16 protein-coding genes are annotated in these 17,810 nt (G+C 71.0%); 13 read left to right on the top strand and 3 right to left on the bottom strand.

The genetic code is table 11. From position 1 onward, the window contains the following. Window positions 1-24 precede the first annotated feature (24 nt). Genes F9C11_RS23740 through F9C11_RS23730 form a run of 3 tightly spaced genes read left to right on the top strand, consistent with a single transcriptional unit; the run spans window position 25 to window position 3,298 of the window. Entirely contained in the window at window positions 25-990 is a 966-nt protein-coding gene (locus F9C11_RS23740; protein WP_409179561.1) for an LLM class flavin-dependent oxidoreductase, read from the top strand. Beyond that, window positions 987-2,243 (top strand): LLM class flavin-dependent oxidoreductase, encoded by a 1,257-nt coding sequence (locus F9C11_RS23735; RefSeq protein ID WP_409179560.1) that lies wholly within the window; start codon window positions 987-989, stop codon window positions 2,241-2,243. The genes F9C11_RS23740 and F9C11_RS23735 overlap by 4 nt, the downstream gene beginning before the upstream one ends. Then, on the top strand, window positions 2,240-3,298 hold the full coding sequence (locus F9C11_RS23730) for an LLM class flavin-dependent oxidoreductase (protein ID WP_409179559.1): 1,059 nt from the start codon (window positions 2,240-2,242) through the stop codon (window positions 3,296-3,298). The genes F9C11_RS23735 and F9C11_RS23730 overlap by 4 nt, the downstream gene beginning before the upstream one ends. 618 nt (window positions 3,299-3,916) lie before the next feature. Here the strand turns inward: F9C11_RS23730 and F9C11_RS23725 are convergent. Beyond that, window positions 3,917-4,699, bottom strand: a complete 783-nt coding sequence (locus F9C11_RS23725; RefSeq protein ID WP_409179558.1) for an IclR family transcriptional regulator — start codon at window positions 4,697-4,699, stop codon at window positions 3,917-3,919. A gap of 139 nt (window positions 4,700-4,838) precedes the next feature. On the opposite strand from F9C11_RS23725, the gene F9C11_RS23720 reads away from it, so the two are divergent. Genes F9C11_RS23720 through F9C11_RS23685 form a run of 8 tightly spaced genes read left to right on the top strand, consistent with a single transcriptional unit; the run spans window position 4,839 to window position 12,048 of the window. Next, complete coding sequence (locus tag F9C11_RS23720; protein ID WP_409179557.1) at window positions 4,839-5,861, top strand: ABC transporter substrate-binding protein; 1,023 nt, start codon at window positions 4,839-4,841, stop codon at window positions 5,859-5,861. Beyond that, window positions 5,858-6,853 (top strand): NrtA/SsuA/CpmA family ABC transporter substrate-binding protein, encoded by a 996-nt coding sequence (locus F9C11_RS23715; protein WP_409179556.1) that lies wholly within the window; start codon window positions 5,858-5,860, stop codon window positions 6,851-6,853. Before F9C11_RS23720 ends, F9C11_RS23715 begins: the two co-directional genes overlap by 4 nt. After that, entirely contained in the window at window positions 6,850-7,695 is an 846-nt protein-coding gene (locus F9C11_RS23710; protein WP_409179555.1) for an ABC transporter permease, read from the top strand. The genes F9C11_RS23715 and F9C11_RS23710 overlap by 4 nt, the downstream gene beginning before the upstream one ends. Further along, entirely contained in the window at window positions 7,692-8,411 is a 720-nt protein-coding gene (locus tag F9C11_RS23705) for an ABC transporter ATP-binding protein (protein WP_409179553.1), read from the top strand. Before F9C11_RS23710 ends, F9C11_RS23705 begins: the two co-directional genes overlap by 4 nt. Then, window positions 8,408-9,298 carry an ABC transporter substrate-binding protein gene (locus F9C11_RS23700; RefSeq protein WP_409179552.1) on the top strand — a complete coding sequence of 297 codons (891 nt, stop codon included), beginning with the start codon at window positions 8,408-8,410 and terminating at the stop codon, window positions 9,296-9,298. The genes F9C11_RS23705 and F9C11_RS23700 overlap by 4 nt, the downstream gene beginning before the upstream one ends. Before the next feature lie 4 nt (window positions 9,299-9,302). Continuing rightward, window positions 9,303-10,370: an LLM class flavin-dependent oxidoreductase gene (locus tag F9C11_RS23695; RefSeq protein WP_409179551.1), complete on the top strand. Its 1,068-nt coding sequence runs from the start codon at window positions 9,303-9,305 to the stop codon at window positions 10,368-10,370. After that, the gene (locus F9C11_RS23690; protein ID WP_409179550.1) at window positions 10,367-11,554 is read left to right on the top strand and encodes a M20 family metallopeptidase; all 1,188 of its coding nucleotides are present in this window, start codon (window positions 10,367-10,369) and stop codon (window positions 11,552-11,554) included. The genes F9C11_RS23695 and F9C11_RS23690 overlap by 4 nt, the downstream gene beginning before the upstream one ends. After that, the gene (locus F9C11_RS23685) at window positions 11,551-12,048 is read left to right on the top strand and encodes a GNAT family N-acetyltransferase (protein ID WP_409179549.1); all 498 of its coding nucleotides are present in this window, start codon (window positions 11,551-11,553) and stop codon (window positions 12,046-12,048) included. Before F9C11_RS23690 ends, F9C11_RS23685 begins: the two co-directional genes overlap by 4 nt. On the opposite strand, the gene F9C11_RS23680 is transcribed toward F9C11_RS23685, so the two are convergent. Continuing rightward, window positions 12,045-12,299 (bottom strand): hypothetical protein, encoded by a 255-nt coding sequence (locus F9C11_RS23680; protein ID WP_409179548.1) that lies wholly within the window; start codon window positions 12,297-12,299, stop codon window positions 12,045-12,047. The genes F9C11_RS23685 and F9C11_RS23680 overlap by 4 nt on opposite strands. Window positions 12,300-12,570: 271 nt before the next feature. Further along, the gene (locus F9C11_RS23675) at window positions 12,571-13,749 is read right to left on the bottom strand and encodes an MFS transporter (RefSeq protein ID WP_409179547.1); all 1,179 of its coding nucleotides are present in this window, start codon (window positions 13,747-13,749) and stop codon (window positions 12,571-12,573) included. Between the two features lie 80 nt (window positions 13,750-13,829). Between F9C11_RS23675 and F9C11_RS23670 the strand changes: the two genes are divergently transcribed. Continuing rightward, window positions 13,830-16,820 (top strand): BTAD domain-containing putative transcriptional regulator, encoded by a 2,991-nt coding sequence (locus F9C11_RS23670; RefSeq protein WP_409179546.1) that lies wholly within the window; start codon window positions 13,830-13,832, stop codon window positions 16,818-16,820. A gap of 97 nt (window positions 16,821-16,917) precedes the next feature. Then, window positions 16,918-17,793 (top strand): NADP-dependent oxidoreductase, encoded by an 876-nt coding sequence (locus F9C11_RS23665; RefSeq protein WP_409179545.1) that lies wholly within the window; start codon window positions 16,918-16,920, stop codon window positions 17,791-17,793. Window positions 17,794-17,810 lie beyond the last annotated feature (17 nt).

Here is a 17,810-nt window from a genome sequence, read left to right as displayed (position 1 = left end):
GGCACAAACGAATCGAGGGCCCGCATGAGTTCATCGAAAACCCTGCACCTCGCGGTCGAACTCGACAGCGACGGAGCAGCACCGGAAACCGGCCCGCGCGCACTGGCGGACGTCGTCGCCGACGCCGAACGGGCCGGGTACGCGTTCGCCACCTTCGACGACGCACCCGTCCCGCCCGCCAGCGGATTCCGGATCGACGCGACCGTCCGCGCCGCCTATTCCGCCACCGAAACGTCCCGCCTCGGCTTGGTGCCGACGTCGCACGTGCTCACCGCCGAACCGTTCCACCTGGCCGCGCAGCTGGCGAGCCTCGACCACGCCACGCACGGCCGCGCCGGCTGGATCGTCGGCACTGCCGCCACTCCCGAAGCACTCGCGACGGTGGGCCGCGCCGCGCCGGACGATCTCCGCCAGGAGGTGGCCGACGTCGTCGAAACGGTCCGGCGGCTGTGGGACTCGTGGGAGGACGACGCGGTCATCAAAGACCTCGCCACCGGCCGCTATCTGGACCCGGAGAAGGTCCACCACGTCGACTTCGTCGGGAAGACTTTCTCCGTCAAGGGCCCGCTGATCACGCCGCGCCCGCCGCAGGGCAGTGTCGTCGTCCTGGCCGCGGAGGAGTTCGCCGACGTCGTCCGGCCGGACATCGTGTTCACCGACGATCTCCAGCGGTCTCGCGCGTCCGGCGCTCCGCTGGTGTTCGGCGAGCTGGAAGTCCGCTTCGATTCCGAGGATCCGGAGCCGAACGGCCGCACCCGCTACACCGGGTCTCCCGCCGGGCTGGTCACGTTGCTGGAGGAACTCGACCTCGACGGCGTGCGGCTGCACCCCGGCCCGGCGGACTTGCCGCTGCTGAGCCGGGAAGTGCTCCCGGAACTGCGCCGGCGAGGCCGGCACACCCCGCCGGAACCGGGCGCGACCCTCCGCACGACGCTGGGCCTCCCGCGTCCCGGGAACCGATTCGCCGTGTCGTCGAAGGGAATCGCATGACCGCGCAGCTGCACCTCGGGGTCTTCTACACCGGCGTCGGACCGCAGTTCCTGTGGGACGACCCGTCGAACGCGGACCACACCGAGATCGAGACCTACGTGTCCGTGGCCCGCACGATGGAACGCGGGCTGTTCGACGCGTTCTTCCTCGGCGAAGGGCTCCGGGTCCGGGAGAACCGCGGCCGCGTGCACGCGCTCGACGTCGCCGGCCGCCCGGACGCGATCACCCAGCTGAGCGCGCTCGCCGGGGCCACCTCGAAAATCGGGCTGGTCGCCACGCAGAACACCACCTACAACTACCCGGCGGATCTGGCCCGCCGGCTCGCCTCGCTCGACTACGTCTCCGGCGGACGGGCCGGCTGGAACATCGTCACCACCGACAACGCCTGGACCGGAGCCAACTTCCGGCACGGCGGCTGGCTGGCGCACGAGCGCCGCTACGAGCGCGCGACCCAGTTCGTCGAAGCCGCGAAAGCGTTGTGGGCCGGGCCGGTCGAGGCGGACACCGACCTGGTGCGGCTGCGCGCCGAACCGACGGTTCCGCCTCGCCGTCCGGTGCTGTTCCAAGCCGGCGACTCCCCCGGCGGCCGGGAACTGGCCGCTCAGCACGCCGACGTGGTCTTCTCCGCGAACACCGCCTACGACAAAGCCGCGGCCTACGCGGCCGACCTGCGGGCCCGGCTGGTACGCCACGGCAGGCCCGCTGACGCGGTACGCATCCTGCCTGGCGCGTCAGTGGTCCTCGGTGATACTCCAGCCGACGCCGCCGAACGCGCGGAGGAAATCCGCCGCCGCCAGATCAATCCGCAGCGGGCCATCGCGTTCCTCGAGCAGTACTGGGGCCAGGACCTGTCGGCCTACGATCCGCACGGCCCGCTGCCGGACATCGAACCGGTGGAGGGGGAACTCGACCCGTCGCGCGGCACGATTTCGATCGAGCACCGCACCGGGAAGCTCGAGCGCATCCGGCAGTGGCGCGATCTCGCCGAAGCGAAGAACCTCTCGATCCACGAACTGGTGCTGGAGGTCGAACCGCGGCACCACTCGTTCGTCGGCACCCCGGCGCAGGTCGCCGACGAATGGGCCCGGTATGTCACCGACCGCGTGGTGGACGGGTTCAACCTCAGCCCGCACCTCGTTCCGGGATCGATCGACGAGGTGGTCGACCGGCTCGTGCCGGAACTGCAGGACCGCGGCGTCTACCGCACCGAGTACACCGGCTCGACCCTGCGCGAACATCTGGAGCTGCCGTGAAGTTCCTCTTGATCACCCTGATCACGCACACGCCCGACCCGGTCACCGGAGAACTCGCCGCGCCCGACGCCCGGCTGCGCGAGGTCGTCGAAAACGCCGAACTCGCCGAGGAACTGGGCTTCGACGGCTACGGCGTCGGCGAGCGGCACGAGCGGCCGTTCCTGTCGTCGTCGCCGCCGGTGGTGCTCAGCCACATCGCCGCCCGCACGCGCCGGATCCGGCTGTTCACCGCGGTCACGACGCTCAGCCTGCTCGACCCGGTGCGCGCGTTCGAGGACTATTCGATGCTGGACAACCTTTCCGGCGGCCGGCTCGAACTCATCATCGGCAAGGGCAACGGCTCCGCCCAGCGCGAACTGTTCGACGTCACGCCCGAGGACCAATGGGACCGCAACGCCGAGGGCTACGAACTGTTCCGCAAGCTGTGGCAGGCGGACCGGGTCACCTGGTCCGGCCGGTTCCGCCCGCCGCTCACCGCGGCGGAGGTGTGGCCGCGCCCGCTGCAGCAGCCGATCCGCATCTGGCACGGCAGCGCCACCAGCCGCGAATCCGTCGAACTGGCCGCGAAGCACGGGGATCCGCTGTTCTCCGCGAACGTGACCAACCCGATCGAACCGTACGCCGAACTCATCCGGCACTACCGGCGACGCTGGGCCTTCCACGGCCACGACCCCGCGGACGCCGTGGTCGGCGCGGGCACGGCCGGATTCCACCTGGCCAGCCGATCACAGGACGCCCTGGACGCGTACCGGCCGATCTTCGAGGCCCGGCTCGCCCTCCAGCGCCAACTCGGCCAGGAACCGGTTTTCCCGACGCTGGAGGACTTCGTCGAGCGCAGTTCCGCGCTGATCGGCAGCCCTGCTCAGGTCACGGAGAAGGTGTTGAGATATCACGAGCAGTTCGGCCACCGAGTAACGCACCTGTCCGCCGACCGCGACGGCCGGACTCCGCGGGACCACCGCGCGGCGTTGGAGCTGTTCCAGGCTGAGGTGGCACCGGCGTTGCGGCGTGCAATACCTGGGCCGCCTTGGCCGTCGAGCAGTTCGGATGGCTGATATCTCTGCGCCAGCCCGGCGGCAGCATCGGCCTCCCGGGCGGCACGAGAGAAACGCGCGGTGCCAGAGCCGCTCCAGATCGAGGTAGCACCAGCACTGGGCCGTGCAATACCAGGGCCGCCCCGACGTCGAGCAGTTCGGGGGACTGATATCTCTGCCCCAGCCCCGGAGGCAGCATCAACCTCCCGGACGGCACACGTAAAACGCGTAGTGCCAGAGCCGCCCCAGATCGAGGTAGCATCAGCGTCGCGCCGTACAATACCAGGACCGCCACGGCCGTCCAACAATTCAGAGGACTGATATCTCTGCACTAGCTCCGGCGGCAGCACTGCATCGACATCTCGCGCAGCACAAGGAAATCGCGCGGCACCAGAGCCGCCCCAGGCCGAAGTGACACCAGCGTCGCGCCGTGCAATACCAGGACCGCCACGGCGTCGAACAATTCAGAGGACTGATATCTCTGTCCCAGCCCCGGCAGCAGCATCAACCTCCCGCGCAGCACACGTAAAACGCGCGGTGCCAGAGCCGTTCCAAGCCAAGGTGGCACCAGCGTCGCGCCGTGCAATACCAGGAGCACTCTGGCCGTCCAACAGCTCAGCAGACGGATATCTCAATCCCTCAATACCGCTGCCCCGGCTCCAGCAACAACACCGCCAACGCATCCGCGCACCGCTGCGCCCGCGAAAGGAACCACGGCAACCGGTCATCCGTCAACGTGTCCGAAGTGGACCGAAGCGCCAGCGCCGCGTGCACGTGCCCCGAAGCGCGCAGCACCGGCACCGCGATCGTGCGGACCCCGAATGCCGACTCCCCGTCGTTCAGCGCGTAGCCATTCGCACGGACGCGGTCCAGTTCGTCGAGCAGGTCAGCTTTGTCGGTGATCGTGCGCTCGGTGTAGGCCGTCAGCGGCGGCAGGGCGTCCAAGTCGTCCTCGCCCGGCGGCGCCCAGGCGAGGAGGACCTTCCCCAGCGCCGTCGAGTGCAGCGGGCGGCGCAGGCCGAGCCCGGCGGTCAGCGCGACGCTCGATCCGGCCAGGATCACCGCGTCCGTGCCGTTGCGGATGGCCAGGTCCGCGGTGGTGCCGGTGGCCTTGGCGACCTCGGCGAGTTCGTCCGCGGCGAGGTGGATTCCGCGCTGGTAAAGGGAAAGCTGCCCGAGTTCCGCGACCGCGGGTCCGAGCCGGTAGCGCAGGCTGCCCTCGGCCAGCGCCAGGAAACCCGTCGCGGCCAGGGTGCGGGCGATCCGGTGCGCGGTCGAGACCGAGAGGTTCATCCGCCGCGCCAGGTCGGAGACGCTGAGATCGCCCGGGTTGTCCCGGAAGCACTGCAGCATGCCCAGTGCCCTGGTCACCGCCTGCGCTCCGGCGGGCACTGCCTCCGCGTTACCGGCTTTGCTCACCATGTGGCAAGTCTCGCACAGAATCAGTCGGCTAGTACCAGTAGCGGCCACCAGATCTCTCATGATGTGGAAAATATTGTCGGCCCGGCACGGCTCGTGCGACGGTCTCGGCCGTCTCCCCTCCCCACCCGCTGGAGAAACTGTGCCCGCCCTGCCGGAAATCTGGTTCACCCGCTGTCCCGTCCCGACCGCGACCGGGATCGCCGCCGACCGCGGCGAGCTGGCCCGCGAGTTCGCCCCGGACGGCATCCGCGTGCGCGCGTTGCAAGATCTGCCCGCCGACCAGCGGGACGCGCACTTCACCCACGAACTGCCCGGCCTGTTCCGCGAGGGCGGCAACGTGCCGGCGCTCTGGGCCCGTTCGCGCGGCGTCGAGACCCGGCTGATCGCGTTGACCTGGATTGAAGAACGCCAAAGCATCCTGGTGCGCGCGGACAGTCCGGTCGCCGAACCCGCACAGTTGCGCGGGCTCCGGCTCGCCGTGCCCCGGCACGAAATCGCGATCGACTTCTGGCGGGCGATGGCGTTGCACGGCCACGCCGGAGCGCTGTCGCTCGCCGGACTCACCCTCGCCGACGCCCACCTGGTCGACGTGCCCGGTTCGCCGATCGGGCAATGGGAAGGCGAGCTGGCCGCGTTGCGGGACGGCGTCGTCGATGCCGTTTACGTCAAGGGTGCGGTCGCAGTCGAAACCGCCCGCAGGTTCGGGGCCAAGGTCGCGATCGATCTCGACGCCGTGCCGGACCGCCGCGCCCGGGTCAACAACGGCACTCCGCGACCGGTGACCGTCCACCAGCGACTGCTCGACGAGCACCCGGACGTCGTGACCCGATTCCTGGCCCTGCTGCTGGAATCCGCCGCATGGGCAGCTGATCGACCAGAGGACGTCGCTCGGATATTACAAAGCGAGACCGGCGCGGGCGCCGAAGGCGTCACCGGTGCGTACCGCCCCGAAACCGCGGCGAACCTCGGCCTCTCGCTGTCCGGCGAACGGCTTTCCTTTCTCGAACAGCAAGAACTTTTCCTGCGGCAGCAAGGTTTCCTCGAACGTCCGGTGGACGTGTCCGCCTGGGCCGCCCCCGAACCGCTGCTCGCCGCCCGCGCGCTCGTCGACCGGCGCGCGACTCCGCCCGTACCTTCGATCTCCCCCGGAGCCCGACCATGAGAATCCGTTCCCTCGCCCTGGCCGCCGCCGCGGTCCTCGCCTTCGCCGGCGTCGCAGCCTGCTCGTCGAGCGCGGCCGACGCGGGCACCGTGAAGGTCCGCATCCCCGATGACAGCAACTCCGGCCTGCTCGCGGTGGGCCGCAAAGACGGTTCGCTGGCCGCCGCACTCGCGAAGGTGCACGCCTCGGTCGAATGGACCGGCACCGCCGGACCGTTCGCGCCAGCCGCACAACAGCTCGACGCGAACGCGCTCGACTTCGCCTCCGGTTCTATCACTTCGGCGACGGCGGCGCTCGCGCAGAATCCCGGTTTCAAGCTCTTTTCCGCTACCCAGCCGGACAAACTCGGCGAAGGCATTCTCGTCAAGAACGATTCGCCCATCAAGAACGTGCGGGATCTCGCCGGCAAAAAGGTGGCGGTCTGGCACGGCGGAACGAGCGAATACCTGTTGCTGCAAGCGTTGCGGCAGGCGAACGTGCCGATCGATTCGGTGCAGCGAGTGTATCTGCAGCCCGGCCAGGTCGCGCCGCTGTTCGCGTCCGGCCAGGTCGACGCCTGGTCGACCTGGGCGCAGTTCTCGGTTCCGCGCCTGGCCGACGGCGGCGCCCGGTTCCTCGTGACCGGCGGCCAGGTCGGCTCGGAGAACTACGCGGTCTGGGCGGTGCGCACCGGATTCGCCGAGCAGCACCCGGAAATCGTGCGCGCGCTGTACGATTATCTGCGTGGCGCCGGACAGCGGCAGCAGCAGGATCCGGGCGCGTTCCTGAACGTCAAGACCACCACGGGACCGGAAGCTCTTTCCCCGGAACAGAAAAAGGTCGCGGAGTCGATCAACAAAGCGCTGACCCCGACTTCCCCGATCGGCGCGGCGGAACTCGACCGCTTCCACAACGTCGCGCGATTCTTCGCCGAGCAGCACATCACCAATGGTTTCTTCGACGTCAAGCCGTACGTCATCGACGTGAACTCCTTGCCCGGGAGCCCGAAGTGACCGCGGCGACCGAAATATCCGTCGCGTCGACGGCCGGGCTCGTCACCCCGGACGCGCCCGCCACCCGCACCCGGCGCCGCGGACTGCGGCTCGCCCTGCGCGTCGTCGGCCCGCTGGTGCTGCTGCTCGCCTGGGTCACCGGGTCGGCCACCGGTCTGCTCAGCCCGACGCTGCTCGCCTCGCCCGGCCAAGTCCTGGCCGCGGTGGGCGAACTGTGGACCAGCGGACAGCTCGGCGACGCACTGGAAGTCTCGCTCGCCCGCGCCGGAGCCGGGCTGGCCATCGGAGTGCTCGTCGGCCTCTCGCTCGGCGTCCTCACCGGTTTTTCCCGGCTGGGCGAGGAATTGCTCGACTCGTCCGTGCAATTGCTGCGCACCGTTCCGTTCCTGTCGCTGGTCCCGTTGTTCATGGTGTGGTTCGGGATCGGCGAGACCGCGCGCGTCGTGCTGATCGCGGTGGCGACGAGTTTTCCCATGTATGTCTCCACTTCCGGCGGAGTGCGCAACGCCGACCGCGGCCTTCTCGAAGCGATGCGGACGTTCGGCATGGGCCGGCTGGCTCTCGTGCGGGAAGTGGTGCTCCCGGGCGCGTTGCCGTCGCTGCTGTCCGGGCTGCGGTTGTCGATGACGCTCAGCGTGATCGCGCTCATCGCCGCCGAGGAGATCAACTCGACGGCGGGCATCGGCTACCTGATGTCGACCGCGCAGGAGTACTCGCGCACCGACGTGCTGACCGTCTGCATCCTGATCTACGCGGTGATCGGCCTGCTCGCCGACGGCGCGGTCCGGCTGCTGGAGCGGCTGGTCATGCCGTGGCGGACCGTCGGACGGGGCGCCCGGTGAACGCGGCGGCCGTGCACCTGCGCGCGCTCGAACGGCGGTTCGGCGACCGCGCGGTGCTGGACAGCCTCGACCTCGACATCCAGCGCGGCGAGTTCTTCGCGCTGCTGGGTGCCAGCGGCAGCGGGAAAACGACCCTGCTGCGGTTGCTGGCCGGCCTCGACCGCGCCGACGGCGGCACGGTGTTGGTACCTCAGATCCGCACGGTGGTATTTCAGGAGCCCCGGCTGGTGCCGTCAAAACGGGTGCTGGCGAATGTCACGGTCGGGATGCCGCGCGGCAGTACCACCCGCCGGACCGGGCTGGACGCACTCACCGAGGTCGGGCTCGCCGACCACGCCGACGCCTGGCCCGCAACCCTGTCCGGCGGCGAGGCGCAGCGGGTCGCGCTGGCCCGCGCCCTCGTCCGCGAACCCGAACTGCTGCTGCTCGACGAACCGTTCGCCGCGCTTGACGCGCTGACCCGGCTGCGGATGCAAGACCTCGTCGAACAGCTGTGCCGCGTGCACCGGCCAGCCGTCCTGCTGGTCACCTACGACGTCGACGAAGCCATCCGGCTTGCCGACCGCATCGGCGTCCTGCGCCAAGGACGCTTGATCACCGACGAACGCGTCGCTCTCGACCGGCCCCGCGACCCGGCCGATCCCGCTTTCGCCGCCCTCCGTTCCCGCCTGCTCGCCGACCTGGGCGTGCACTCGCTCGAGGAGACCTCGCCATGACTGTCCACATCGGAGTCCACCCGCACAACCCGTCGCTGTATCACCTGTCCCGGCTGGGATTCCTCGAAAAGCTGCTGGAGCCGCTCGGCGAGCAGGCCGAATGGCACCGGGTCGGCGGGCTCGACACCGCGGCCGCGCTCGCCGGCCGCCGGATCGACTTCGGCGGCACCGGTTCGACCCCTCCGCTTTCCGCCCAGGCCGACGGCCACGACCTCGTCTACGCCGCCGTCTCCGCGCCTCGGCCGGGGCACGGCGCGCTGCTGGTGCGCGAAGACATCCAGACGGCGGCGGACCTGAAGGGCCAGACCGTCGACCTCGCGATCGGCTCGTGGCAGACCCATTTCGTCAGCAAGCTCCTGAGCAGCCACGGACTCGACTACGGACAGGACATCACCGCGCGCCGAGCCGGACCGTCCTCCGCCGACGACCTCCGCGACGGCCGCATCGCCGCGTGGGTGGCGCAAGGCGCGGAACTGTCCGCCGCCCGTCGCACCGGTGTCGGGCGCACGCTGAGCGAAGCCGGAGACGTGATCGCGGACCGCTCGGTGTTCTTCACCCGCCGCGACTTCGCCGACACGCGGCCCGAAATCGTCGGCACCGTCGTGAAAGCACTGCAGCAGGCCGACGACTGGGTTGCCCGGCACCTGACCGAAGCAGCGGACTTCACCGCCCGCGATCTAGATGGCAGCGCCGAGGATTGGCATGCCGCACTGGCCGTGCTGCCATGGCAACTCGAGCCGGTGAGCGACGCCTTCCTCGCCGAGCAGCAGGAAGCCGCCGACATTCTGGCGAAGGCCGGGTTCCTGGCGAAACCGATCGAGGTCGCCCAGATCCGGCACCCGGGACTGGACCAGGCCGTCGCGGCGGCACTCGGCGTGAAGGGTTGATATCGTGACCGAAATCCTGTGGTATCTCATCCCCCGCGAAGGCGCCTATCCGTGGGAGCCCGAAGGACGCCGCGAAGTCGATCTGACATATCTCCAGCAGCTCGGCACCGCGGTCGACCGCATCGGCTTCGACGGAGCGCTGTTCGCCACCGACCTCTACGACGTGTGGCCGCTCGCCAGCGCGCTCGCCGCGGTCACCCGGCCGTCCTTCAAACCGTTGCTCGCCGTGCATCCCGGCCTGATTTCGCCGACCCAGCTGGCGAAAATGGCGTTGACCTTCGAACAGCTCTTCGGCCGGGACCGGCTGCGCTTCAACGTGGTCAACGGCTCCACCCCCGCGCTGCGGCAGGCCGGGCTGCAGCTGGAACACGACGAGCGGTACGCGCTCAGCGCCGAATACTGGTCGCTGGTCAAACGCCTCATCGCCGGGGAGACGTTCGACCACAAAGGACGGTTCTACGAACTCACCGGCGCCGGACAGGGACTGCGCGAGCTGGTCCCGGACGGCGGCACGCACGTCCCGCTGTGGTTCGGCGGCTCCTCCCCGGCCGGCATCGAGATGGCCGCCGAGCACGTCGACGTGTACCTGACCTGGGGCGAGCCTCCGCACCTGCTCAAGGAAAAGCTGGAGCGGGTCCGCGAGCGAGCCGCCGCGCACGGCCGCGAACTCCGGCTCGGCCTGCGGCTGCACCTGATCGTCCGGGACACCGAGGAAGAAGCGTGGGCCGCCGCCGACCGGCTCCTCGACGTGACGAGCACCAGCACCTACGAACGCATGCTCGGCGACGCGGCCGCCAACGACGGCGAAGGCTGGCGCCGCCAGTTCCGCCAGCACGGCGGCGTCGTCCCGGCCCGCGCACGGGAACTCGAGGAGCATCCCAACCTGTGGCCGGGCATGGGCCTGTTCCGTCCGGGCCCGGGCACCGCGGTGGTCGGCAGCACGGAACAGGTGCTGGAGCGGCTGGCGGAATTCCGCGATCTCGGGGTCGACGTGTTCATCCTGTCCGGGAATCCGTTGCTGGAAGAGGCTTACCGGGTCGGCGAAACGATCCTGCCGGAGCTGCGCGGATGAGTGCGCCGGCGGCCCGGGACCTCGAGCTGCCTCAGCTCCGAGCCCGCCTCCGCGCGACCCCGGAAGTCGGGTTGCACCTGCCGCGCACCCAGGAAACCGTCCTCTCCGCCCTCGACGGATTACCGCTCGAAATCCGTCTCGGCGACGCGCTCAGCTCCGTGGTGGGGATCGTGCGCGGCGGGTCCCCCGGCCCCACTGTGCTGCTGCGTGCCGACCTCGACGCATTGCCGTTCCCCGGCGGGCCGCGGCATGTCTGCGGGCACGACCAGCACGCGGCGATGCTGGTCGGCGCGGCGCGGTTGCTGTCTGCCCGCCGGGACCGGCTGGCGGGCGACGTGCTGCTCATGTTCCAGCCCGGCGAGGAGGGGCACTACGGAGCGCGGCACATGCTCGAAGAAGGTCTCCTCGACGCGACCGGCAGCAAACCGATCGCCGCCTACGCGCTGCACTCCGCCGCTTCGTCTCCGCTGGGCGCCTTCGCGAACACTGCCGGTCCCGCGCTCGCCGCGTCCGGCAGTGTCACGATCACCTTGCGCGGCCGGGGCGGGCACGGGGCCTGGCCGCACCGCGCCGCCGATCCGGTGCCCGCGGCCGGTGCCCTGATCACCGCGCTGTATGCGGTGGTCAACCGGGAGTTCGACGTCCAGGAACCCGTGGTCCTGACCGTCGGCAGCGTCCACGCCGGAACGCAGGCGACGATCATCCCCGCCGAGGCTCAGCTCGACGCGACGCTCCGGGCGATGTCCGACGAAACGCTCGACCGGCTCGCCGCCGCAGTGGAACGCGCCGCGCACGGTGTCGCGCAGGCCCACGGAATCCGTGCCGAGACCGCCTATCGGCCCGGCTATCCGGCGACGGTGAACCACGCCGGCGAAGCGGATTTCGTGCGCGACACCGTGCACGACGTCTTCGGCCCGGAGCGGTTCGTCCGCACCACCCGACCCGCACTGGTGTCCGACGACATCGGCCGGGTCCTGGCCGCCGTCCCCGGAGTGATGACCAGCGTCGGAGCCTGCCCGCCCGGCCGCGATCCCGCGACCGCACCGGGAAATCACGCGCCGGACGCCGAATTCGACGACGCCGTTCTCCCCGACGGCGCCACGCTGCTGGCCGAACTCGCGCAACGGAGGCTCGGATATTCGGTGGACAGCGGCCGCGGCGGCGCGCAAGATCAAGAGACGTGACCGACCTCGCCGCCTTGCCGCTCGCCGATGCCCAGCTGTCCGAAGCCCAGCCGTCCGACGCCGCCGAACTCCTGGTGCTGCAACGATGCTGCTGGGTCCCGCAGGCGATCGTCAACGACACCTTCGACGTCCCCGCCCTGCACGAGGACCTGGACACCGTGCGCGGCTGGATCGAGACCACTCGCGTGTGGACAGTCCGGATCGGCGGGCGGCTGGTCGCCGCCGTGCGCGCGCACCTCGAGGAGGACCGCTGGGAGATCGGCCGCTTGATGGTCGCGCCCGACCTCGCCGGGCAGGGCGTCGGCCGGTGGCTGCTGAGCTACGCCGAACGGCAGGCCCCGCCGCAGGCCGCGAGCCTGGTGCTCTACACCGGGGCGGGCAGCGAGCGGAACCTGACGATGTACCGCCGCGCCGGGTACCAGGTGACGGAACCGCCCGCGAACACGCTCGGGAAGCACATTCGCGGGGCGGTTTACCTGACGAAGAGGATTTAGCGATTTTCCCTGCGCAGCAAGGCGAAGGTGCCGGCGGCGATCAGCGCGAGCGCGTCGACCCCGACCGCGGTGCGGATACCCTTCAGCTCGCCCGTGGTGACGGTCGTGAAAACCGCGCTCAGCAACGGGATTCCGATCGCCATGCCGATTTTGCTGGCTCTGCGTGGCCCGGGCAGCGCCGCCCCGAGCATCGTGCGCGGCGGAACCGCCAGGAGCCTCGGCCCGAAGCTGTCGCCGAGGACCTGGCCCACCCGATGCCCACCAGCACCAGCCCGGCGACCAGCGACGAATGGCCCAAGACGTTCTGCCCGTACAGCCCGCCGAAGAGGAACAACGCGGCAACGTTCCCGTAGCCGACGCCCGGGCACCGGAGGACGGCCACCGGCAGGAGCGGTCCGGCTCTCCCCCGTCCCGAACGCGATCAGCAGGACAACCGCCAGGGCCAGTGACCCGACGGCCGTGGTGTCCACCCCGGACTCGGCTCTGGCACGGTTCCGTCCAAGATCGCCCGGGACAGCGGCGTCAAGCGCCCCGCGCCGGGAAGCCGTGCCGTCGCGCGGCCAAGACGACCGCCAGCACCGGTGCCATCAGCACCAGCACCGCCCACGGGAACGAACCGCTGCCCGCCGCGTCGAGCAGCACCCCGCCGACGACGCCGCCGCCGGCCATCGCGGCGTTCCACAGCGTGACGAGCATCGCCTGGACCGGGTCCGCGGACGCGCCGCCCGCCTCGCCCGCCGCCGTCTGCAGCAGGGTCGGCACCCCGCCCCAGCCGAGGCCCCACAGCGCGGCGGCCGCGTAGACCAGCGCGGGCTCGGTCGCGAGCAGAGCCGCGGCGACGGCGACCAGCAGCGAGCTGACGACCATGAGCAGCCGCAGCCGCCGGTGGATCTGCGCGCCGACGATCCAGATGCTCACGATCGACGCGAGACCGAAGGTCAGCAGGACCAGGTCGGTGTCGTCGCCCATGCCGAGGCCGGTGAGGTAGGTGGCGAGGTAGGCGTACAGCACGGTGTGCGCCAGCACGAACACCAGCGTGACGAACAGGACCGCGGCGACTCCCGGGATCCGCAAGGCGGGCAGCATCTTCGGCCGCGCACCCCCGGCCTGGCCGGGGAAGTCCGGCACCGCCGCGGTGATCCACGCCAGCAGCACCAGCGTGAGCCCGGTCATGGCGAGGAACGCGGTGCGCCAGCCGGCGAGCTGGCCGAGGAAGGTCCCGGCGGGCACGCCGAGGCACAGCGCCACTGGGATACCAGCCATGGCGATTGCAATGGCACGGCCCTGCAGCACGGGCGCCACCAGACGGCGGGCGTATCCGGCCAGCAGCGCCCACGCGAGACCGGCCGCGACGCCCGCGACGAACCGCGCCACCATCGTCAGGCTGTACTCCGACGACACGGCGGTGACGGTGTTGGCCACGGCGAATCCGGCCATCGAGGTCAGCAGCAGCCGTTTGCGCCGCCAGCCCGCGGTGGCCGTGGACAGCGGGATCGCGGTCAGCACGGTGCCCAGCGCGTAGACCGTGACGGTCTGCCCGGTCGCGGATTCGCTGACGCCGAGCGAGCCGCTCATCGCGGGCAGCAGGCCGGCGGGCAGCGTTTCGGTGAGGCTGGTGATGAACACCGCGGTGGCGAGGGACAGCAGTGCGAAGAGCGGAAGCCGCTGGGTGGGCGCGACGGAGACTGAGGTGTTGCTCATGCGCCCACTCTGCGGACCGGGCCTTCGGGAACGCTTACGATCGGCTGACGGTGGTCTGACGGCGCGAACGGGAGCGACGCATGCGGTTCGGGGTGCTCGGCCCGCTCGCGGTGTGGGACGAGACAGGCGCGCTGGTCACCGTGCCCGAGGCGAAGGTGCGGGCCCTGCTCGCGACGCTCCTGGCCCACGACGGCGGACCGGTCGCCCCGGACCGGCTCGTCGAAGACCTCTGGGGCGACCGTCCGCCGGGCAAACCGGCGGGCGCGTTGCAAGCCAAGGTGTCGCAGCTGCGCCGGATCGTGGGCCGCGAAAGCATCGAGCGGCAACCCGCGGGGTACCGGCTGCGGATCGAGCACTCCGACGCCGCTGAGTTCCGAAAGCTCGTCGCCCAGGCTCGCGCGACAGCCGACCCCCACGCCCGCGCGGCCCGCTTCGCCGAGGCGTTGGCCCTCTGGCGAGGCGAGCCGTTCGCCGACTTCGCCGACGAGGAATTCGCCCGGCCCGCCGCGCATCGGTTGTCCGAGCTGCGTCTGTCCGCAGTGGAGGAACAAGCCGCAGCCCAGGTCGAAGCAGGCGACTACTCCGCCGCGGACGACCTGGCGGACGTCATCGCGCGGCATCCGCTCCGCGAAGGCTTGCGGGCCGCGCAGATGCGCGCGCTGTACCTGCGCGGACGGCAGAGCGAAGCCCTTGCCTCGTATACCGAACTTCGCACCCGGCTCGCCGAGGAGCTGGGCGTCGACCCGAGCCCGGAGCTGCGCGCGCTGTACGAATCGCTGCTGCGGCAGGAACTCGGCGCCGAACCGCGCGGCAACCTCCCCCTCCCGTTGACCCCGCTGATCGGCCGGGAAGAAGCGCTTGCCCGGCTGACCGGGCTGTCGGCAAGGCTGGTGACGCTGACCGGTCCGGGCGGAGTCGGGAAGTCGCGGCTCGCGGTGGCCGCGGCAAGTTCTCCCCGCACCGCACCGGACGGCGTGTGGCTGGTCGAATTCGCGGGCGTGCGCGGTTCCGCGGCCGACCTCGCCGAAACGGTCGCCGCCGTCCTCGGAATCCGCGACTCGGCCGACTCCGCGTCGCCGGTCCAACGCCTCGCCGCGGCCCTGCGCGACCGGCGGACGCTGCTCGTCCTGGACAACTGCGAACACGTCGTCGAAGCCGCCGCCGAACTCGTCGAAGCACTCCTCCGCACCACTCGCGACCTGCGCGTTCTCGCCACCAGCCAGGAACCGCTAGGCCTGCCGGGCGAGACCGTGTTCGCCGTCGAACCGCTGCCGCCCGCGGACGCCGTCCGGCTGTTCACCGAACGCGCCACCGCCGCCGCCCCGGATTTCGCGGGCGACGCCGGCACGATCGCCGAGATCTGCCGCCGCCTCGACGGTCTTCCGCTCGCGCTGGAACTGGCGGCCACCCGCGTCCGCGGTCTGGGCGTGCGGGAACTGGCGGCCCGGCTCAACGACCGGTTCGCCGTCCTGACCCGAGGGTCGCGCGGCGCTCCGGCGCGGCAGCAGACCCTGCGCGCGGTGCTCGACTGGAGCTGGGACCTGCTCAGCGATCCGGAGCGGACTGTCCTCAGCAGACTGGCCGTCCACCGGGACAGTTTCGATCTCGCCGCCGCCGAAGCCGTCTGCGCGGGCGACGGCGACGTGGTCGATCTCGTGCTGCGGCTGGTCGACCGGTCGCTCGTGTCGGTCGCCAACGGACCGGCCGGGATTCGGTACCGGCTGCTGGAATCCGTTGCCGCGTATGCCGTCGAGCGGCTGGCGGATCCGGCTGCCACCCGTAGCCGACATCTGCGGCATTACCTGCGAATCGCCGAGAACGCCCGCTTGCACGGCGCCGAGCAGCGGGTGTGGCTGGCCCGGCTGGACATCGAAGCGGGCAACCTGCGCGCGGCCTTGGACGAGGCGATCTCCCGGTCGCCCGCCGAGGCAGTACGGCTCGCCAAGGCGTTGTCCTGGTGGTGGCTGCTGCGCGGCAGGCTCACCGAAGGCCGCCGGATGCTGTCCGCCGTTTTGCGGGCCGCCGGGCCGAATCCGGACCTCACTGTCCTCAATGGATCGTTCGCCCTGCTGACCGGCGAACCTGCCCCGCCGGATTCCCCGGACAGCGCCCGGGCGCTGTGGCTGCGCGCCTACAGCCTGTTCAGCGTCGGCGAGGTCGCCGCCAGCCACGAAACCAACGAACGCGCCCTCGCCCTGGCGACGGCCGAGGCCGACGAATGGGGTGTCGCCGCGGCGCTCGGCTTGCGAGCGATGCTCAGCCTGGTCCGCGGCGATCTCGCCGGACTCGACCGGGACGGCCTGCGCAGCGCCGAGATCTTCCGCCGCCTCGGCGACCGGTGGGGCGAGATGCAGACCATCCCGCCGCTGGCCGCGCTCGCGGAAATCAGGGGCGACTACGCCGAAGCCGCGCGCCGCCAGCACGAGGGACTCGCCATCGCGCGCGAACTGGACTTGCGAGCGGAAGTGTCCGCGAGACTGTCCGGCCTCGGCCGCCTGGCACTGCTCGAACGCGACTGGGACCGAGCCCGCGACCTGCACGAACAAGCCCTCCGCATCGCGGCCGACCACGGCTACACCTACGGCCGCATCCACGCCGAAATGGGCCTGGCGCTGGGTGCCCGCCGCTCCGGCGACCTCGATGCCGCCGAACGCCGGCTGACCCGGATCCGCGACGAATACCGCGGCCTGTCCTCGACGGCGGGCGACCATTTGCTGTATGCGGAACTCGGTTTCGTCGCCGAACTCCGCGGAGATCTGGTGCAGGCGAAGAGATATCACCGGCAGGGGTTGGAATACGCGCGGGAACTGGACGAACCGCGTGCGGTCGCGCTGTCGTTGGAAGGGCTGGCGGGGACGGCGGATCCGGAAACCGCGGCGTTGTTGCTCGGTGCGGCGGACGCGGCGCGACGCAGTGTCGGCGCGCCGCTCCCGCCTGCCGAACGCGGTGACGTCGACCGGATCACCGAAGCCGCCCGAGCTGCCCTCGGCGATTCCGCCTTCGCTGCGGAATTCCAGCGCGGCGCCCAGTTGTCGGTCAAGGCCGCGGAGTTCGTCTCGGCTCGGTGGTGACGCCGGCACCAGGACAACCGCCGCCTAGCTCCCCGGCCCCGGCCGCCGCACCCTGGCACCAGGGCCGCACCCCGGCGGCCGGACTGGAGCGAACCCCGTGAAAGCACTGCACCTCACCGGCTTCGGCACCGAAGCCACCCTCACCGACCTCCCCGCCCCCACACCGGGACCGGGGCAGGTCGTGGTCGATGTCGTGGCGGCGGCGGTGAACCCGCTGGACCGCAAAATCGCCTCCGGCGCCATGCACGATTTCTTCCCGGTCACCCTCCCCTACGTCCTGGGCACCGATTTCTCCGGCCGAATCGCGGCCCCGGGCCCCGGCTGGCAGATCGGCGACCCGGTGATCGGCCGCCTCGACCCCGGCACCGGCGGCGCTTTCGCCGAGCAGATCGTGCTCGACGCCAGCCAGCTGGCCCCGGCCCCGTCGCGGATCAGCCTGGACACCGCGGCCGGCCTCCCGACCGCCGCCGCGACCGCGTGGCAGGCGCTGGCCGAGATCGCGAACGTCCACTCCGGACAGACAGTGCTCGTGCACGCCGCGGCCGGTGGCGTGGGCAGCTTCGCGGTCCAGATCGCCCGCCTGCTCGGCGCCCGGGTCGTCGCCACCGCGTCCGGTTCGGGCGTCGCGCTCGCGGAAAAACTCGGCGCCGACGAGGTCCTCGATTACCGGAAGACCGAGTTCGACCGCCGGCTCCGCGGAATCGACGTGGTGCTCGACACCGTCGGCGGCGAGGTCGGGGCCCGGTCGCGGCGGGTCGTGAAGCCGGGCGGGCTCGTCGTGACCACCCCGGCCCCGGCGGAGGGGGCCGAGTTCGTGTTCCACACCTCGGACGCGGCCCGGCTGGCGAAAGTGGCGAACTTGGGCCTGGAAGTGCTCGTCGACCGGACGTATCCGCTGGCAGACGGCGCACCGGCGCTCGCCTACCTCGGCGAAGGCCACGCCCGGGGCAAGGTGCTGCTCCGCGTCGCCTGAGTGGTGCCGGCGACGCC

Origin of the sequence: Amycolatopsis sp. VS8301801F10, assembly GCF_046195355.1 — a bacterium.
In the GTDB taxonomy this organism is placed as follows: Bacteria; Actinomycetota; Actinomycetes; order Mycobacteriales; family Pseudonocardiaceae; genus Amycolatopsis.
Note: the sequence above shows the minus strand (reverse complement) of the source record. Positions and strands in the feature narration are given on the sequence as shown.

What these genes read in the sequence shown, in the direction of transcription:
- F9C11_RS23670 (WP_409179546.1), top strand. Translation starts at nt 13,830, where the DNA reads ATGCGGTTCGGGGTGCTCGGCCCGCTCGCGGTGTGGGACGAGACAGGC.
- F9C11_RS23735 (WP_409179560.1), top strand. Translation starts at nt 987, where the DNA reads ATGACCGCGCAGCTGCACCTCGGGGTCTTCTACACCGGCGTCGGACCG.
- F9C11_RS23740 (WP_409179561.1), top strand. Translation starts at nt 25, where the DNA reads ATGAGTTCATCGAAAACCCTGCACCTCGCGGTCGAACTCGACAGCGAC.
- F9C11_RS23690 (WP_409179550.1), top strand. Translation starts at nt 10,367, where the DNA reads ATGAGTGCGCCGGCGGCCCGGGACCTCGAGCTGCCTCAGCTCCGAGCC.
- F9C11_RS23700 (WP_409179552.1), top strand. Translation starts at nt 8,408, where the DNA reads ATGACTGTCCACATCGGAGTCCACCCGCACAACCCGTCGCTGTATCAC.
- F9C11_RS23715 (WP_409179556.1), top strand. Translation starts at nt 5,858, where the DNA reads ATGAGAATCCGTTCCCTCGCCCTGGCCGCCGCCGCGGTCCTCGCCTTC.
- F9C11_RS23675 (WP_409179547.1), bottom strand. Translation starts at nt 13,749, where the DNA reads ATGAGCAACACCTCAGTCTCCGTCGCGCCCACCCAGCGGCTTCCGCTC.
- F9C11_RS23725 (WP_409179558.1), bottom strand. Translation starts at nt 4,699, where the DNA reads ATGGTGAGCAAAGCCGGTAACGCGGAGGCAGTGCCCGCCGGAGCGCAG.